This window comes from Actinoplanes sp. NPDC051859 (genome assembly GCF_044452725.1).
Classification (GTDB): domain Bacteria; phylum Actinomycetota; class Actinomycetes; order Mycobacteriales; family Micromonosporaceae; genus Actinoplanes.
Map to the genome: position 1 here is coordinate 330938 of NZ_JBITBX010000001.1, position 15514 is coordinate 346451.

The following is a 15514-nucleotide window of genomic DNA, read 5'->3' on the forward strand; positions in this document are numbered from 1 at the left end:
GATGGCCCGAGCCGGCTGCGGTTCAGCGCTGATCCGGCTCTGGGCCGCTGGTTGGTCGAAAGCTTCAGCGGGCGTCGACGAAGACCCGGGAGGCGACCTCACGGGGAAGTCGGATCTTGTCACCTGACCGGTCGATCGTGACGCCGTCGCGTTCCTGGGCCACCGTGACCGTTGCGCCGGGGTCGATGCCTGCGGTGTGGAGCTGGCGTAGGACATCCGCGTTCGTCTGGACGCTTTCGCAGATCCGGCGGACGACGACGCTGCCGGTGAGTCCGGGGAACGCCAGGTTGCGCTCGCCAGCGTTCAACGCTGCGGTGCTCGTGTTCACCGGTTCCTCGGGTGCGGGCCCCAGCACTTCGAGCCCGGGAATCGGGTTGCCGTACGGCGAACGGGTCGGCCGGTTGAGCAGCTCGTAGACCTTCTTCTCCACGGCGTCGCTCATCACATGCTCCCAGCGGCAGGCCTCCTCGTGGGCCTCCTCGTAGGGCATGCCGATGACGTTGACGAGGAGCAGCTCAGCCAGCCGGTGCTTGCGCATGACGGCGACCGCTGCCACTCGACCCTGCTCGGTGAGGAGCAGGTGCCGATCGTTTTCGACGGTGAGGAGCCCGTCGCGTTCCATCCGGGCAACCGTCTGGCTGACCGTGGGTCCGCTCTGATGGAGTCGTTCCGCAATCCGAGCACGGAGCGGGGGCACGCCTTCTTCCTCGAGCTCGAGGACCGTCCGCAGGTACATCTCGGTCGTGTCCACGAGGTCGTGTTTGTGGGCGTTCGTGCCGCTCGTGTTGTGTGTCCTGGTCGCCATCGATCTCAACCCTTCGGAGCTGCGCGGTGCTGGTCAAGCGTAATCGAGCCTGCGATCGCCGCCGAATCTCCCCGGGCCGTGAGGGCGGTGAGGAACGGAGCCGCGACCTGGAGAAGCGCCTGTTGCGATCTCGACCGCGCAAAGCGGTCATGATGCGCAGGTGTCCGCATCGACAGCGGCATCTCGGCCAGTGCCCCGTGCACATGGGCGAAGTCCCGAGTTGGACGCCATGGTACAGCCTGTATGTCAAGCACATGTGCCCACCTCGCGCTGATTGTCCGACTTAATGGCTTCGTGAGGCTGGCAAAACTGGGCACATTCACCTCCAAGGCGCTGGCGCGACCTATCTCGATCACGGATCACCACAAGGTGACTCGCCCCGCAAGACCGGACGAGTCCGTTGGACCTGCCTTGCCCGACCGACGACCTACCGGTGTGAGCCGATCGCGGCGGTCGCAGCGATGGCGGGCTGATGCATGGTCTGGCTGGTTAACCAGACCGCCTGGCAGACCCAGCCGCTGAGGCCGGTCAGGGGCTCAACGTGGGCTAGTCAAACGCTCAACGTGGGCCGGTTGGGCGTTCGACGCTGGGCTGGTCAAGCGCTTAACGTGGGCCGGTTGGGCGTTCGACGCTGGGCTGGTCAAGCGCTCAACGTGTGCCGGTTGGGCGTTCGACGCTGGGCTGGTCAAGCGCTTAACGTGGGCCGGTTGGGCGTTCGACGCTGGGCTGGTCAAGCGCTCAACGTGTGCCGGTTGGGCGTTCGACGCTGGGCTGGTCAAGCGCTCAACGTGGGCCGGTCGGGCGTTCGACGCTGGGCTGGTCAGGCGTTCGGTGCTGCTGACCGCGGGCTCGGCTGCAGGAGCGTCTTATGCGGGTGTGCTGGTGCCGGCAACGCGAGCCGACTGGATCCATGGTCCGTTGTGGACAGGTCGGAAGCCACCCGAATTTCTTGGCCTGTGGACAAACTAGCGACCTGTGGACAACCCAATTTTCGTCACCCCGGCGTGGCAGAGTGGCGGGCATGGCGGACGGGACGACGGCAGTGATCTGGGACGAGGCGCTGCTCGCTTACGACATGGGTGATCACCCGCTCAACCCCGTGCGGGTCGAGCTGACGATGGCGCTGGCGCGCGAGCTTGGTGTGTTCGACCGGCCGGGGGTGCACATGGTGGTGCCGAAGCCGGCCACCGACGCCGACCTGACCCGGGTGCATCGCGCCGACTACCTGGACGCGGTGCGGATGGCGCCCATCGATCCTTTCTTTCAAGGGTGGGGGCTCAATACCGCGGACAATCCGGTCTTCGACGATATGCATGAGGCGTCCGCCCGGATCTGCGGAGCCACGATGGCGGCCGTCGAGGCGGTCTGGACCGGCGCGGCGACCCGTGCCGTCAACGTCTCCGGTGGGCTCCATCACGCCATGCCGGCCCGGGCCGCGGGATTCTGCGTCTACAACGATCCCGCAGTCGCCATCGCGCGCCTGCTCGACCTGGGTGCCCGCCGGGTCGCATATGTGGATATCGACGTTCACCACGGCGATGGGGTTCAGGCGGCCTTCTATGACGATCCGCGCGTGCTTACCGTGAGCCTGCATGAGTCCCCGCTGGCTCTATTTCCGGGCACAGGTTTCCCGGACGAGACGGGCGGTCCCGGGGCGGAGGGCACCGCGGTCAACATCGCCCTCCCGCCCGGCACGGGCGACGCCGGCTGGCTGCGTGCCTTCCATGCGATCGTTCCGTCGGTTGTGCGGGCGTTCGAGCCGGAGCTGTTGTTCACCCAGTGTGGCGCGGATGCCCACCGCCTCGACCCCCTTGCCGACCTCCGGCTGTCGGTGGACGGCCAGCGCGCCGCTTACATTGCCCTGCGTGCCTTGGCCGACGAGGTAACCGGCGGCCGGTGGGTTGCCACAGGCGGCGGGGGATATGCGCTGGTGGAGGTGGTGCCCCGAGCCTGGGCGCATCTGCTCGCGGTGGCTACCGGAGAACCCCTGGACCCGGCGACGGCGACGCCGCCGGGCTGGCGTCGGCTCGCGGCTGATCGGTGTCCGGGCGGCACGGTTCCGGCGACGATGACGGACGGATCGCCGCCCGCGATCGAGCGGTGGGAGCCAGGCACAGCCCCCGACCCGGTGGACAAGGCCATCATCGCCACCCGGATGGCGATCTTTCCGCTGCACGGCCTCGACCCGCACGACCCCCGCGACTGAGCAGCATGTCGATGCCGAACAACGAGTGTGACCTTGGGATCGGCCCGAGCCGGCCGACCGAATGAGTACGCAGGACCGACGGCGATAAGTACGCAAGACCGACGGCGCAAATTGAGGAGTTGACCGCGGTGAGCAGAGGGGTCGACGTGCTGCTGTCCGATGGCAGCGCCGTGCACCTGAGGCCGATCAGGCCGGATGATGCGTCCGCCATCGTGGCGTTCCATTCGCGGATGAGTGACCGCACCCGCTATCTGCGCTACTTCTCGCCGTACCCGAGGATTCCGCAACGCGACCTCGACCGGTTCGTCAACGTCGACCACCGGGACCGGGAAGCTTTCGTCATCGTGTCCGGCCCTCGGATCATGGCAGTCGGCCGCTATGAACGGTTGGGCCCCGACTCTCCCGAAGCCGAGGTGGCCTTCGTCGTCGAGGACGCACACCAGGGGCGCGGCATCGGGTCGGTGCTGCTCGAACACCTTGCCGACGCCGCGCAGGACAACGGAATATCGCGATTCGTTGCCGAAGTGCTGCCACAAAACGGCGGCATGCTGCGGGTGTTCAGCGACTTCGGCTACCAGATTCAACGCCAGTACGCGGACGGGGTCGTGCATCTCAGCTTCCCGATCGCGCCCACGGAAAAGTCACGGGAGGTGCAGGAGAGCCGCGAGCAGCGTACGGAGGCGCGGTCCATCGCGCGGCTGCTCCATCCGCGGGGCATCGCCGTCTACGGGGCGAGTGCGAGCGGGCAGGGCATCGGCGCAGCGCTGCTCGCCCACCTCCGCGACGGAGGCTTCACCGGGACAGTCGTGCCCGTGCACCGCAATGCGCAGCGGGTGGCGGGTCTCCCGGCGTACCGGTCAGCGGCCGCCGCTGGTGCCGACGTGGATCTGGCGCTGATCGCCGTGCCCCCGGACGGGGTCGCCGAGGCGGTGGCTGATGCGGCCGCGGCGGGAGCGGGTGGCCTGGTCGTCATCTCGGCCGGCTTCGCCGAAACCGGGCCGCAGGGCGCGCTCGCGCAGCGGGCACTGGTCGACACGGCTCACGCCGCGGGGTTGCGCGTCGTCGGCCCTAACTGTCTGGGCATCGCCAACACCGACCCTTCCGTACGGTTGAACGCGACGCTTGCTCCCCACCTGCCGGCCGCCGGACGGGTGGGCTTCTTCAGCCAGTCCGGTGCGCTCGGTGTGGCGCTCTTGGCCGAGGCCGACCGGCGAGGCCTGGGCCTGTCGAGCTTCGTCTCTGCGGGCAACCGGGCCGACGTCTCTGGCAACGACCTCCTGCAGTACTGGCAGGAGGACCCCGGCACCGATGCCGTGCTGCTCTATCTCGAGACGTTCGGCAATCCGCGCAAGTTTGCCCGGCTGGCCCGGCGGATGAGTCGGGTGAAGCCCGTCGTCGCGGTGGCATCGGCCAGCCGCCCGCCCGGTCTGGCCGGTGACCTCCCCGGCCCGGACACGAACGCGGTCACAGCGCTGTTCGCCCGCTCCGGGGTCATCCGGGTCGACACCGTCGCGGAGCTGTTCGACGTGGGAGTCCTGCTCGCGCACCAGCCCCTGCCGACCGGCCGCCGGGTCGCCGTGGTGGGCAACTCCTCCGCGCTGTCGGGGTTGGCGGTCGCCGCATGCCGGGTCAACGGGCTGGTGGTGGCCGACGGGTACCCGCACGACATCAGCCCCCAGGCCGGCGCGCACGACTTTGCCGACGCACTGGCCGACGCTGCGGTCGACGACCGGGTCGACGCGCTCGTCGTCGTGTTCGCGCCGCCGCTGCCAGGCCAGCTTTCCGACGAGGACGCAGATTTCGCAGCCGCGCTCGGCAGCGTGGCGCTGGCCGGGGAGAAGCCCACGGTGGCGACCTTCCTGCTCGGGGCGTTGCCCGCGAAGGTGCCGGCATACCCGTCAGTGGAGGAGGCGGTGCGAGCGCTCGGCCGCGTCGCGACGTACGCCGACTGGCTGCGCCGGCCGCCGGGGATCATGCCGGTCCTTTCCGATGTGGACCCGGGTGCAGCGGAGGTGGATGGGCCGTTGCCGGAGCTGCTGGCCGCGTACGGAATCCCGATGCAGCCGTCCACCGCAGCCGCGACCCTCACCGAAGCGGTGGTCGCAGCGGAATCCCTCGGCTTTCCGGTCGCGTTGAAAGCAGCGGGTCAGGCGCTGCGCCACCGCATCGACCTGGGCGCCGTCCGCCTCGGCCTATCCGGCGTGGGCGAGGTACGCACCGCCTATGCGGAACTGTCCGCCGCTTTCGGTCCCCAGGTGCTGGTGCAATCCATGGTGGCGCCCGGCGTGGCCTGCACGATCGAGGTGGTCGAGGACCCGGCATTCGGCCCCGTGATCGGCTTCGGCCTGGGCGGCGTAGCCAGTGAACTCCTCGGCGACCTGGCCTGGCGCGCGGCCCCACTCACCGACCGGGCTGCCGAAGCCCTGGTGGACGAACCGCGCGCGGCGCCACTGCTGCACGGCTACCGCGGTTCGGAACCGGTCGACCGCGCCGCGCTGGTCGACCTCCTCCTCCGCGTCGGCCGCCTCGCCGACGAACACCCCCGCGTCCGGGCCTTGTCCCTCAACCCGGTCCTCGCCCGCCCCGGCGGATTCACGGTCCTACACGCGGCAATCGAAATCGGCAACCCAGGCCCCCGCCCCGACACCGGCCCCCGCCGCCTCCAAACCGCCTGAACACCCGACCGGCGACGCAGGACGGCGATGCAAGATGGCGACGCAAGCTCATCGGCCGAGCCAGGCGGCGGCATCGCGGACGAGCACAGGACGGCAGCGCAGCGACTCAGCAGCACCACAACGGCGTTTTGGCGGGGATCGCCGCACGCAGGGATCAAGCCTGACCGCCCGGAGAGCGGCGCTCCCCGCCAAAACGCCCAAGCGTCAGCGCCGCAGTTAGCCACAGCATCCCCGCACGGATCAGCCACGATCGACTCCCGCACAGAATGAAGCCGTCGATGCGTCGCCCTGCCGGTGATTACGGAGCACAGACACCACTCGCATCCACCCCACAGTGCATCGCACCGAAAAAAGGCCGGCCGCCACGAGGGCGACCGGCCTTTTCCTCAGGGTTCGGAACAAAGTCAGCTGGCGTAAGCCTCCAGCCGCGACGCCCGCTGCGGGTCCCGCAGCTTGGACATCGTGACCTTTTCGATCTGCCGGATCCGCTCGCGGCTGAGGCCGAACTCGCGGCCCACCTCGTCGAGCGTGCGCTGCCGGCCGTCGTCCAGGCCGAAGCGGAGTCGGATGACCGCGGACTCGCGCTCGGACAGCGTGGCGAGCACGATCTCGACCTCGCTGCGCAGTTCGCCCTGGGCGACGGTGCTGCCCGGCTCGGCGTTGGGGTCGACCGCGGCGACGAAGTCACCGAGGGCGCTTTCGCCGTCCTCGCCGACGGCCTGGTCGAGGCTGACCGGCTCGCGGTCGTACGAGATGAGCTCGATGATCTGGAACTCCGGCACGCCCATGGCTTGAGCGATTTCGGCGATGACGGGTTCACGGCCGAGCTGGGCGGCGAGGTCGCGGCGGGCGCGGACCATCCGGTTGACCTGCTCGACCATGTGCACCGGGATGCGGATGGTGCGGGCCTGGTCGGCCATGGCGCGGGTGATGGCTTGGCGGATCCACCAGGTGGCGTACGTGGAGAACTTGTAGCCCTTGGTGTAGTCGAACTTCTCGACCGCGCGGATCAGGCCCAGGTTGCCTTCCTGGATGAGGTCCAGGAACGCCATGCCGCGGCCGGTGTAGCGCTTGGCGATGCTGACCACGAGCCGGAGGTTGGCCTCGAGCAGGTGGTTCTTCGCGGCGCGGCCCTCGGTGATGATGACCTTGAAGAGGGGGGCCAGGTCGGGGCCCGCGTCGGCCAGCTTCTCCTCGGCGTAGAGGCCGGCCTCGATCCGCTTGGAGAGGGTGACCTCCTCGACCGCGGTGAGCAGGCGGGTCCGGCCGATGCCGTTGAGGTATGCCCGGACGAGGTCGGCGGAGATGCCGCGCTCGTCGACGGCGTCCAAGTCGGCCAGGGCCTCGACACCGTCGGTCATGATGTTCTCGGTAGCCATCGTCGGCTCCGTCGCCTTCATCTCCAGGACCATCTTTCAGTCCCCTCCCCGCTCAAACCGATGTCGTGCGTTTCCCGCCGCATTAGTGGCTGGTGATGAGAAGTGTGGACGGCGGGGCGTTAAGTCGAGGTAAGGCAATCGCGCGGTGGCATGAATCAGGGAGAACGCTGAGGTCACCGAGGGTGACAGGCGTCCGGATTGATCGGACATAACCGAAGCCGGTGCAATTCCGAATACGGGGGCGCGGAGCGGTAATCTCGCAGAACAACGGGTCGACGAGGAGGTTCGGTGGTCTTCAAACGGATGATGCAGGCGATGGGCGTGGGCGGTCCGTCCGTCGAGACGGTGCTCGCCAACCCGAACTGCCGCCCCGGTGGCTACCTCGAGGGCCAGGTGCATGTCATGGGCGGCGACCATGCCGTCGACATCGAGTACGTGGCGATCGGGCTGCTGACCCGGGTCGAGGTGGAGAGCGGCGACACCGAGTACAACACCGACCAGGAGTTCCACCGCCAGCGCCTGACCGGCTCCTTCCGGCTGGACGCGGGCGCGCGGTATGACGTGCCGTTCCGCTTCGACGTGCCGTGGGAGACCCCGATCACCGAGGTGTACGGGCAGCACCTGCACGGCATGACCATGGGGCTGCGTACGGAGCTCGAAGTGGCCCGCGCGGTCGACAAGGGTGACCTGGACGCCGTGGCCGTGCACCCGCTGCCGGCCCAGGAGCGAATCCTCGACGCGTTCCTGCGGCTGGGCTTCCGGTTCAGCCGGGCTGACGTGGAGAGTGGCCGGGTGTATGGCGTGCAGCAGCAGCTGCCGTTCTACCAGGAAATCGAGTTCTACCCGCCGCCGCAGTTCGCGCACGGCATCACCCAGCTCGAGGTCACGTTCATCCCGACGCCACACCAGTTGCAGGTGGTGCTGGAGGTCGACAAGCGCGGCGGGCTGTTCACCGAGGGTCACGACGCGTTCGGGCGCTTCGACGTGGATTACCGCACGGTCGACCAGACTGACTGGACCGCGCAGCTCAACGGCTGGCTGCAGCAGTCCGCGCAGCGCCGCGGCTTCTTCTAGAGATCAAGTAGGACGGTTCGCGGGCCCACGTTGATGCTCTCCACGAGCATGTGGGTCCGGAACCGGCCGGTTTCCACGGTCGCCCCGCGGGCGCGCAACGCGTCCATCACGGCGGTGACCAGTGGTTCGGCGACCTCCGCGGGGGCGGCCGCCAGCCAACTTGGCCGCCGACCCTTGCGCGCGTCGCCATAGAGCGTGAACTGGCTGACCACCAGCAGCGGCGCCCCGACGTCGGCCGCCGAGCGTTCGTCGTCGAGGATGCGCAGTTCATGGACCTTGCGGGCCATCGTTGCGGCGGTCTCGACCGTGTCGGTGTGGGTGACGCCGAGCAGGACGAGCAGGCCGTCCTCGATCTTGCCGACGACCTCGTCGCCCACGGTCACACTGGCCCGGCTCACGGTCTGTATCAAAGCCCTCATCGCCCCGTGAGCGTACCGGTGTCGACCCCGAGCGGCGCAGCCGACATCATGGTCCGATGGCCCGCGGATTGCGCTACATCGATGCCGTCAAGCTGCTCGACGGGGCTGGCCCCGCCGCCCGCGCGCTGCAGGACCTCGCCGGCGGCGCCCTGTCGGTGGCAACCGCGGGCGGTTCGGCGGCGGCTCTTTCGCTCTTCGACGCCAAGACCGAGATGGTCCGGCTCGGCCACGTCGTCACGACCAAAATCCATGATTCCGTACGGGGGTTGGCGCGCCACGACCGCAGCACCCGGCTCCAGGCTGCCCATAGCGTCCTGGTGCTGGCCGCCTACTTCGAAGCCTTCGACGAGGTGGTGGCCCAGACCGAACTGGACTCCCCGGAGCTGACCCGCAACGAGCAGATCATGCTCTCGACTGGCACCCGCGTGGACGGACACTGGCTGTCCGGCCTGCTCTATGCACAGGTCCCCGTCCCGTCCGCGGTGCTTTCCCCGCATGCCGAGCTCAGCACGTTTTTCGTGATGGTCAGCGGGCGCCTGCACAGCTTCCTGGAAAATCTGGCGGTCTGGGAAAAGGCCACCGATCGGGACCGCCGGGCCGCCCGCCACCTGATCACGACGAGGCTGCCGGCGCTGGCCCTGCGCCGCTATGAGGAGATGAGTCTGCGTCTCGCCGGTGACGTCCCCGAGTTCGGTCTGTGGGTCGAGCGTGCGGAACGCCGGGCCATCGGTCACAGCCTGGGAGAGCTGCGCGAGTTGCTGGATCGGGCCAGTTCTGGCCGGCAGGCCGAAGGCTGGCGGGCTGCTCTCGCCGCGGCGTACCGCGCCGATCTGGATCTGCCGGTCCTGCGCGCTGAGGCGGGTGACGTGCGGACCCCGTCGCTCGCGGAGGCCTACCTCGATCCGCGGTTCCGGGTGCAGGACGCCGCGGCGAACGCCACCCCGGCTGAGGAGTCGTGGTGGACCGGGGAAGTACGCACCGACCTGGCCGTCTTTCTAGCGAGTTACCTGACCACGCCGCAGGCGATCGAGGCACCGCTGGTGCTGCTCGGCCAGCCCGGCGCTGGCAAGTCGGCGCTGACCCGCGTGCTGGCGGCCCGCCTGCCCGCCGAGGACTTCCTGGTCGCCCGGGTAGTGCTGCGTGAAGTGCCGGCTGAGGCACCCGTCCAGGACCAGGTCGAACTGGCCGTCCGCGCGGCGATCGGGGAGACCGTCGCCTGGCCCGACCTGGCCCGCGCCGCCGCAGGTGCGCTGCCGGTGATCCTGCTCGACGGCTTCGACGAGCTGATCCAGGCCACCGGCATCCACCAGTCCGACTACCTGCAGCGGGTGGCGGCATTCCAGCAGCGTGAGGCCGTACTCGGCCGGCCGGTGGCGGTCGTCGTCACCAGCCGGCTTTCTGTCGCCGACCGCGCCCGCCTCCCCGCCGGAGCGCTCGCCGTCCGGTTGGAGGGTTTCGACGAGGCCCAGGTTTCCGCCTGGTTGACCACGTGGAACCGGGTGAACGCGGAGCGCCCCGGCCACCGCCCGCTGCCGGATCTCGTGTTCACCCGGTTCCCGGACTTCTGTGAACAGCCGCTGCTGCTGCTGATGCTCGCGCTCTACGACGCCGCCACCCTCGCCCTGCAGAACGCCGACTCTCTGGAGACCGCCGAGCTGTACGAGCGCCTGCTCAGGAGCTTCGCCGAGCGGGAGGTGCGCCGGCTGCACCCGCGCGAACCCGAGGCAGCGGTCCCGGCACTGGTGGAACAGGAACTCGTGCGGCTGTCCGTGGTGGCGTTCGCCATGTTCAACCGGCTCCGGCAGTCCGTCACCGAGCAGGAACTAGACGCCGACCTCGCCGCGTTGGGCCTGGGTCGGGTGCGCGCCGGGCACACCGAGGCCTTCCACCGGCCACTGACCGCGGGGGAGGAGCTGATCGGCCGCTTCTTCTTCATCCAGCGCTCGCGTGCCACACAGGACGATCGGACCTTGCAGACGTACGAGTTCCTGCACGCCACGTTCGGCGAGTTTCTGGTGGCCCGCCTGGTGGTCCGGGCGTTGCGTGACACAGCGGCGCAGGCAGCCGTCTCTACGCTCGCGCTCGGTGCCGCCCGGGACGACGGTCTGCTGAGGACTCTGCTCGGCTACGCACCCCTGTCCGCCCGCGCGACCGTGCTGCCGTTCGTCACGTCGCTGCTCGCTGGCGAGGACCGGCCTGCGGTGCGCGCGTGGCTCGTGCCCGCCCTCCGCGCCGCGCTGACCCGACCCGAGTTCCCAGCCCAGGCCTATCAGCCCGCCGACAAACGGGTGGACCATCTGATGGCCACGTACTCGCTGAATCTGACCCTGCTCGCGCTGGCCTGCGACGAACCGTTGCGGGCGTCCGAACTGTTCGTGCACGCGGCGGACCCGGCCGCCTGGTTGCGCGGCGCGGCTCTGCAGTGGGAGGCGGCGATTCCGTCCGGCATGTGGGCCGAGCTGATCGCCACCCTGACGGTGATCCGCACCTGGGACGGCGACCGCCGCGACCTCGTCCTGGATCCGACGAGCGAGCGCCGATTCCCGGCCGTGGACCTGTCGTGGTTCGTGGTCGGCGTCCGCCAGGGCACCTGGGGTGGCGTGCCGTTCGACCGGACCGCGAACCGGCTCCACCTCACCGCGGACGCCGGCGAAGACCTCATCAGGTGGGCCGTCGAGCCGCTGGCCCGGTGGATGCCCGACACGGTCACCACCGTGGTTGGCGTCGGCGACGACGACGCCGAATCCGTGGCGCACGCCCTGGTCGGGGTGTGGGTCGGCGCGGCGAGTGACCCGGAGAGTCTGACTACCGGCTACGCACGCGCGGTGGACGCACTCCTCGGCGGCGGTGCCGAGCAGGCCGCTTCGCAACTGCACTTCGGTCGGGCCGCCCGGCTGCTGCTGGGCATGTTGACCCGCGACGCCGGGCGGCTTCCGGTTCCCGAGGTGCTGCGCTGGCTACGCGCGTTCGTCCGCAGCACCTACTTTCGGCGCCTCGTCCCCGACGTGCTGGAATGCCTCGCTGCCGCCCGCGTGCCGGGCGGTCCGGAGCTGCCAGCGCTCGTGGACGAGATGAACCTGCTCCGGCTGCAGCTCGCCCCGATCGACCAACTCCGCGTCCTCGCCGCCCTGCACGAGCTGCGCGGACCCTTGCCGCCCCGGACCGCCGCCTACCTACGCACCAACCTCGCCCCCGGCGTGGAGGCTGCCTTGACCGATCCGCACGCCCGCGATGTGCTGGCAGCGGACCGGTCCCTGGCTGCCCGAGTCGTAGCAGCACTGGACCAGTAAGCCGCCCAGTCGCGACGGCGCTGGATGACAAGGCCTTCGGGCCGGGTCGGCGCCGGGTTACAAGGCCCTACGTCGGGGCGGTGCTGGACCACAAGCCGCCGGGCCGGGACGGTGTTGCGGGACGGTGCGGGATTTCAGTAGTCGCCGGGCGCGCTCGGCGCCACGGACAGGCGCTCGCCGCGCTCCAGCGCGGACTGCTCGGCAACGATCGACTCGGTCGCGGTGGTGCCGAAGCGGGTCGCCCCGGCCTCGGCGAAGGCGAGCAACTCGTCCAGCGTACGGACGCCGCCCGAAGCCTTGACCTCGACGGCGGGCGACACGCTCGCCCGCATCAGCGTGACGTCAGCCAGCGTGGCGCCGGAAGGCGCAAAGCCCGTGCTCGTCTTGACGAAATGCGCGCCCGCTTCCTCGGACAGCCGGCAAGCTGTCACCTTCTCCGCGTCGGACAGGTACGCGGTCTCGAAGATCACCTTGACCACCCGTCCCTGCGCGGCGGCCACCACCGCGGCGAGGTCCTCGCGCACATAGTCGAGCTCACCGCTGCGCAGCATGCCGATGGCTAGCACCACATCGATCTCGTCCGCGCCCGCCTCGACCACGGCCCGCGTCTCCGCCACCTTCACCGCAGTCGGCGTGCTGCCGTGCGGGAAACCCACCACCGTGCCGACCAGGACGCCGGTGCTGCGCAGCTCCGCCGCGGCCAGCGCCACATCACCCGGCCGTACGCACACCGACGCGGTGCCGTAGCGCGCGGCGAGCGCGCAACCCTGCCGGACATCCTCGATGGTCAGCTCGGGACGCAGCAGCGCGTGGTCGATCAGCTTGGCGACGTTCATAGCGAATCTCCTGTCCGGGGCGGCTGCACGTCGAAGGTGACGTGCAGCGAGTAGCGGGAGCCGACATAGCGGCTGATCGAATGTTCGAGCGGCTGCGAGTGCTGGTCGACGATGACCCGGCTCTCCACGAGTAGCGGCTCGGTGGCGGCGACCTGCAGGTGCCCGCCATCAGCGCCGGCGAGCTGGGCGCTGAGCGTCGACGAGCCGAGCGTCGGTCGCAGCCCCAGCTCGTGCAGCTTCCGGTGCAGCGAACCGGCTTCGAGGTCGACGTCGAGCAGGGCGGTGAGGTGGGGCGGGAAGCTGGCGTACTCGATAGCCATCGGCATGTCGTCGGCCAGCCGAACCCGCACGATCGAGATAACCCGCGGGGTAGCGGCAGTGAGCTGCAGCGCGGTGACTTCCTCGTCGCTGGCGGGCCGCAGCTCGGCCTCCACCAGCCGCGACGCCGGCCGCCGGCCCCAGCTCAGCACCTGGTCGTGAAAGCTCATCAGAGTGGCCGCGGCGCGCGGAGCCGGTCGCTGCCTGACGAAGGTCCCGCGGCCCTGCACCCGCTCGATCAGCCCGTCCGCCTCCAACGCGTTCAGCGCGGCGCGGACGGTCATCCGGGCCACGCCGAACTCCTCGGCGAGCGCGGATTCCGCAGGCACCAGATCGCCCGGCTCAGCGCCGACGAGGCGAGCTCTGAGGGCCCGCTCGATCTGCACGTAGAGCGGCGTCTTCGCCATCGGCTCCTCCAGGTCATCTAGACAACCTAGAGGTTGCCGGATGGATGCCTAGGTTGTCTAGAGGATGTGGCGTACGCCGCTCGCGGGTTGGCAGGCAGCCGTCGGCGCCGAGTGGGACGAGGCCCGGCGCTTCGTGTAGCAAGATGGCGGCATGACGCTCTCGCTGCCCATCGACGCCGAGGCTAACGCGCTGCTCGACCGGGATCCGCTGGCGCTGCTGATCGGGATGGTGCTGGACCAGCAGATTCCGCTGGAGAACTAGAAAACCATGCGGACGCAGGCATCAGATTCCGGGGATCGACGCCGGCAGAAGCCGCAGCTCGGTGAGTCGCCGAGTCGCGAGAGCGACATGTTTGACGGTGAACATTCGAGCTTTCCGGAGACTCCAGGCCGCGACTCGATCCGCAAGTGCGTCGGGATCGGCTGTTCGGGGATTGTGGCCCGACGCGAAGTGCACAGTCGCAAGCAGCTCAAGGCTGTACGGGGTTTCGAAGCCATCGACCAGGCGAAGCAATGAGGCCAGGCGATCCTGATCATCGCTGTGGCGACTCAGGAACTCATCCGCCGCGTCGGCGCTTCCGGGGACGGCATTGATGGGGACGAGCGCAGTCACCCGCGCTGACCGGTCGCCCAAGCCAGTGAGGTAGTGCCCTTCCATCGCATCCAGCGCTGGCCCGAGCTTCGGCGCGTACGGCCCGTAGGTTCCGCGGACGAAGTTCAACTTCAAGGGCGCACCGAGGACCTGCAGGAAATAGGCCAGCTTCTGGATCTCTAGTTCGCTGACACCGTCACGCACCTCCTGGAGGCGTGCCCGCTCCAGGTATCGGCTGGTAGCAGCGACCAACAGTGCGCGCGGCAGGGTAAACGGTGGCCGCGACGTCGCGTTCGGCATCGTCTCGGGGGACGGTGCACCCTCGGGCGCATAGACGACACTCCGCACGTCAGGCATCCGAGCGCACGCCTGTTCAATCAACGGCCGGACGTCACTCCAAGACAGGCCGCCGTTGCCGCAGCCGAGGGCCGGCATGGCTACGGATCTGATGCCGAGCTCTTCGACCGTTCTGACGAGAGACTCCAGGCCAGTCTCGATATCCGCCAGTCGGGATGAGCTTCGCCAGTGCTGCTTGGTCGGGAAATTGAGAACATAACGCCCGGGGCCCAGCACGCCGGTGTCGAAGGCCCAGACATGGCCAAGTCTCACCTCGCCACGCTGACAAGCTGCCTGATAAGCGCGGAAGTTTGCCGGAAACGCCCGCTTGAACTGCAGCGCGATTCCCTTACCCATGACGCCGACAGTGTTCACCGTGTTCACGAGCGCATCCACATCCGCGGTTAGGAGGTTTCCTGTGCCCCGTTCGATCATGTCCTTCACCCCCGTTCGTACCCGTAGTACCAGTGCGGTCTGACGATAATTCGCTGTTCAAGCGCGTGATCCGCCAGGATCTTACCGACCTGAGACGTTCGATCGTGGTCGTGCACAGCGACCCATCGGATGACGCTCAACGGCAATTCGCCGTACACCAGTAGCTCCGCCTGCCGCCTTCGCTGACGATCCGGATCCTCTTGTGTGTTGTTCCATCGATCCGCCGTCATGAGCGGCCAATCGACCATTCTGGACAGGTCGTCCAGGTCAGAGGTGAACTCGGTCGTCGCCGTCGCTGCGTTGCCGTCTGTCGCCACCCATGTAGCACCGGCGGCGACCACTGCTCCCACCGACGTCACTAGATAGACCAGCGGCTTGTCGCCGCCAGCGTAGCGGTTCGGAATGCTGTCGCGGCGATCGCAGGAGATTCGGTACATCATCGGGGAGCGGGGCGCGAAGTAGAACGGAACATATTCCCCGACGCGGCCACCAGGTTCGATGGGGATGGTGCGCCGCCTCCTTGACTCCTTGATGTCCGGGGCCCCGACTTCAGTTCTCGTCAGGCCTTCGCGAGCGACGGTGTCGCAGCGGAGGTGGCCTGACGCTCGGATCGCTGTGAGGTTGTCAACGTGGGTGAAGTGGTAGATCCACCGATCGCTGATGGCTGGAACAACCGACTGAGGCATGCTGTAGTTGTCTCCGTCCCTCGGCGGCCCCGGCTGCGTCGCGGAACGAGGATGCC

General features: G+C 68.8%; 11 protein-coding genes. 4 read left to right on the forward strand and 7 right to left on the reverse strand.

Going from position 1 to position 15514, the window contains the following annotated elements; genetic code table 11:
* Positions 1-64: 64 nt before the first annotated feature.
* Positions 65-805: a metal-dependent transcriptional regulator gene (locus ACIA1L_RS01515; RefSeq protein ID WP_396070368.1), complete on the reverse strand. Its 741-nt coding sequence runs from the start codon at positions 803-805 to the stop codon at positions 65-67.
* A 1021-nt stretch (positions 806-1826) separates the two neighbouring features.
* Between ACIA1L_RS01515 and ACIA1L_RS01520 the strand changes: the two genes are divergently transcribed.
* On the forward strand, positions 1827-3011 hold the full coding sequence (locus tag ACIA1L_RS01520; protein WP_396070369.1) for an acetoin utilization protein AcuC: 1185 nt from the start codon (positions 1827-1829) through the stop codon (positions 3009-3011).
* A gap of 128 nt (positions 3012-3139) precedes the next feature.
* On the forward strand, positions 3140-5686 hold the full coding sequence (locus ACIA1L_RS01525; RefSeq protein WP_396070370.1) for a GNAT family N-acetyltransferase: 2547 nt from the start codon (positions 3140-3142) through the stop codon (positions 5684-5686).
* Positions 5687-6090: 404 nt separating this feature from the next.
* Here ACIA1L_RS01525 and sigB read toward each other — a convergent pair whose 3' ends face one another.
* Positions 6091-7065 carry an RNA polymerase sigma factor SigB gene (gene sigB, locus ACIA1L_RS01530; protein ID WP_396070980.1) on the reverse strand — a complete coding sequence of 325 codons (975 nt, stop codon included), beginning with the start codon at positions 7063-7065 and terminating at the stop codon, positions 6091-6093.
* Positions 7066-7353: 288 nt separating this feature from the next.
* Between sigB and ACIA1L_RS01535 the strand changes: the two genes are divergently transcribed.
* The gene (locus ACIA1L_RS01535; protein ID WP_396070372.1) at positions 7354-8139 is read left to right on the forward strand and encodes a sporulation protein; all 786 of its coding nucleotides are present in this window, start codon (positions 7354-7356) and stop codon (positions 8137-8139) included.
* Here the strand turns inward: ACIA1L_RS01535 and dtd are convergent.
* Entirely contained in the window at positions 8136-8558 is a 423-nt protein-coding gene (gene dtd, locus ACIA1L_RS01540; RefSeq protein WP_396070373.1) for a D-aminoacyl-tRNA deacylase, read from the reverse strand. The genes ACIA1L_RS01535 and dtd overlap by 4 nt on opposite strands.
* Positions 8559-8614: 56 nt before the next feature.
* Between dtd and ACIA1L_RS01545 the strand changes: the two genes are divergently transcribed.
* Positions 8615-11848: an NACHT domain-containing protein gene (locus ACIA1L_RS01545; protein ID WP_396070374.1), complete on the forward strand. Its 3234-nt coding sequence runs from the start codon at positions 8615-8617 to the stop codon at positions 11846-11848.
* A gap of 134 nt (positions 11849-11982) precedes the next feature.
* Here ACIA1L_RS01545 and deoC read toward each other — a convergent pair whose 3' ends face one another.
* The 4 genes from deoC to ACIA1L_RS01565 form a co-directional block, all read right to left on the reverse strand.
* Positions 11983-12684, reverse strand: a complete 702-nt coding sequence (gene deoC / locus ACIA1L_RS01550; protein ID WP_396070375.1) for a deoxyribose-phosphate aldolase — start codon at positions 12682-12684, stop codon at positions 11983-11985.
* Positions 12681-13409 (reverse strand): GntR family transcriptional regulator, encoded by a 729-nt coding sequence (locus ACIA1L_RS01555; protein WP_396070376.1) that lies wholly within the window; start codon positions 13407-13409, stop codon positions 12681-12683. Before ACIA1L_RS01555 ends, deoC begins: the two co-directional genes overlap by 4 nt.
* A gap of 283 nt (positions 13410-13692) precedes the next feature.
* Positions 13693-14772 carry a macro domain-containing protein gene (locus ACIA1L_RS01560; RefSeq protein WP_396070378.1) on the reverse strand — a complete coding sequence of 360 codons (1080 nt, stop codon included), beginning with the start codon at positions 14770-14772 and terminating at the stop codon, positions 13693-13695.
* Between the two features lie 5 nt (positions 14773-14777).
* Entirely contained in the window at positions 14778-15458 is a 681-nt protein-coding gene (locus ACIA1L_RS01565) for a DUF4433 domain-containing protein (RefSeq protein ID WP_396070379.1), read from the reverse strand.
* Between the last annotated feature and the right edge of the window lie 56 nt (positions 15459-15514).

What these genes read in the sequence shown, in the direction of transcription:
- deoC (WP_396070375.1), bottom strand. Translation starts at nt 12,684, where the DNA reads ATGAACGTCGCCAAGCTGATCGACCACGCGCTGCTGCGTCCCGAGCTG.
- ACIA1L_RS01545 (WP_396070374.1), top strand. Translation starts at nt 8,615, where the DNA reads ATGGCCCGCGGATTGCGCTACATCGATGCCGTCAAGCTGCTCGACGGG.
- ACIA1L_RS01520 (WP_396070369.1), top strand. Translation starts at nt 1,827, where the DNA reads ATGGCGGACGGGACGACGGCAGTGATCTGGGACGAGGCGCTGCTCGCT.
- ACIA1L_RS01555 (WP_396070376.1), bottom strand. Translation starts at nt 13,409, where the DNA reads ATGGCGAAGACGCCGCTCTACGTGCAGATCGAGCGGGCCCTCAGAGCT.
- sigB (WP_396070980.1), bottom strand. Translation starts at nt 7,065, where the DNA reads ATGGCTACCGAGAACATCATGACCGACGGTGTCGAGGCCCTGGCCGAC.
- ACIA1L_RS01515 (WP_396070368.1), bottom strand. Translation starts at nt 805, where the DNA reads ATGGCGACCAGGACACACAACACGAGCGGCACGAACGCCCACAAACAC.
- ACIA1L_RS01560 (WP_396070378.1), bottom strand. Translation starts at nt 14,772, where the DNA reads ATGATCGAACGGGGCACAGGAAACCTCCTAACCGCGGATGTGGATGCG.
- dtd (WP_396070373.1), bottom strand. Translation starts at nt 8,558, where the DNA reads ATGAGGGCTTTGATACAGACCGTGAGCCGGGCCAGTGTGACCGTGGGC.
- ACIA1L_RS01565 (WP_396070379.1), bottom strand. Translation starts at nt 15,458, where the DNA reads ATGCCTCAGTCGGTTGTTCCAGCCATCAGCGATCGGTGGATCTACCAC.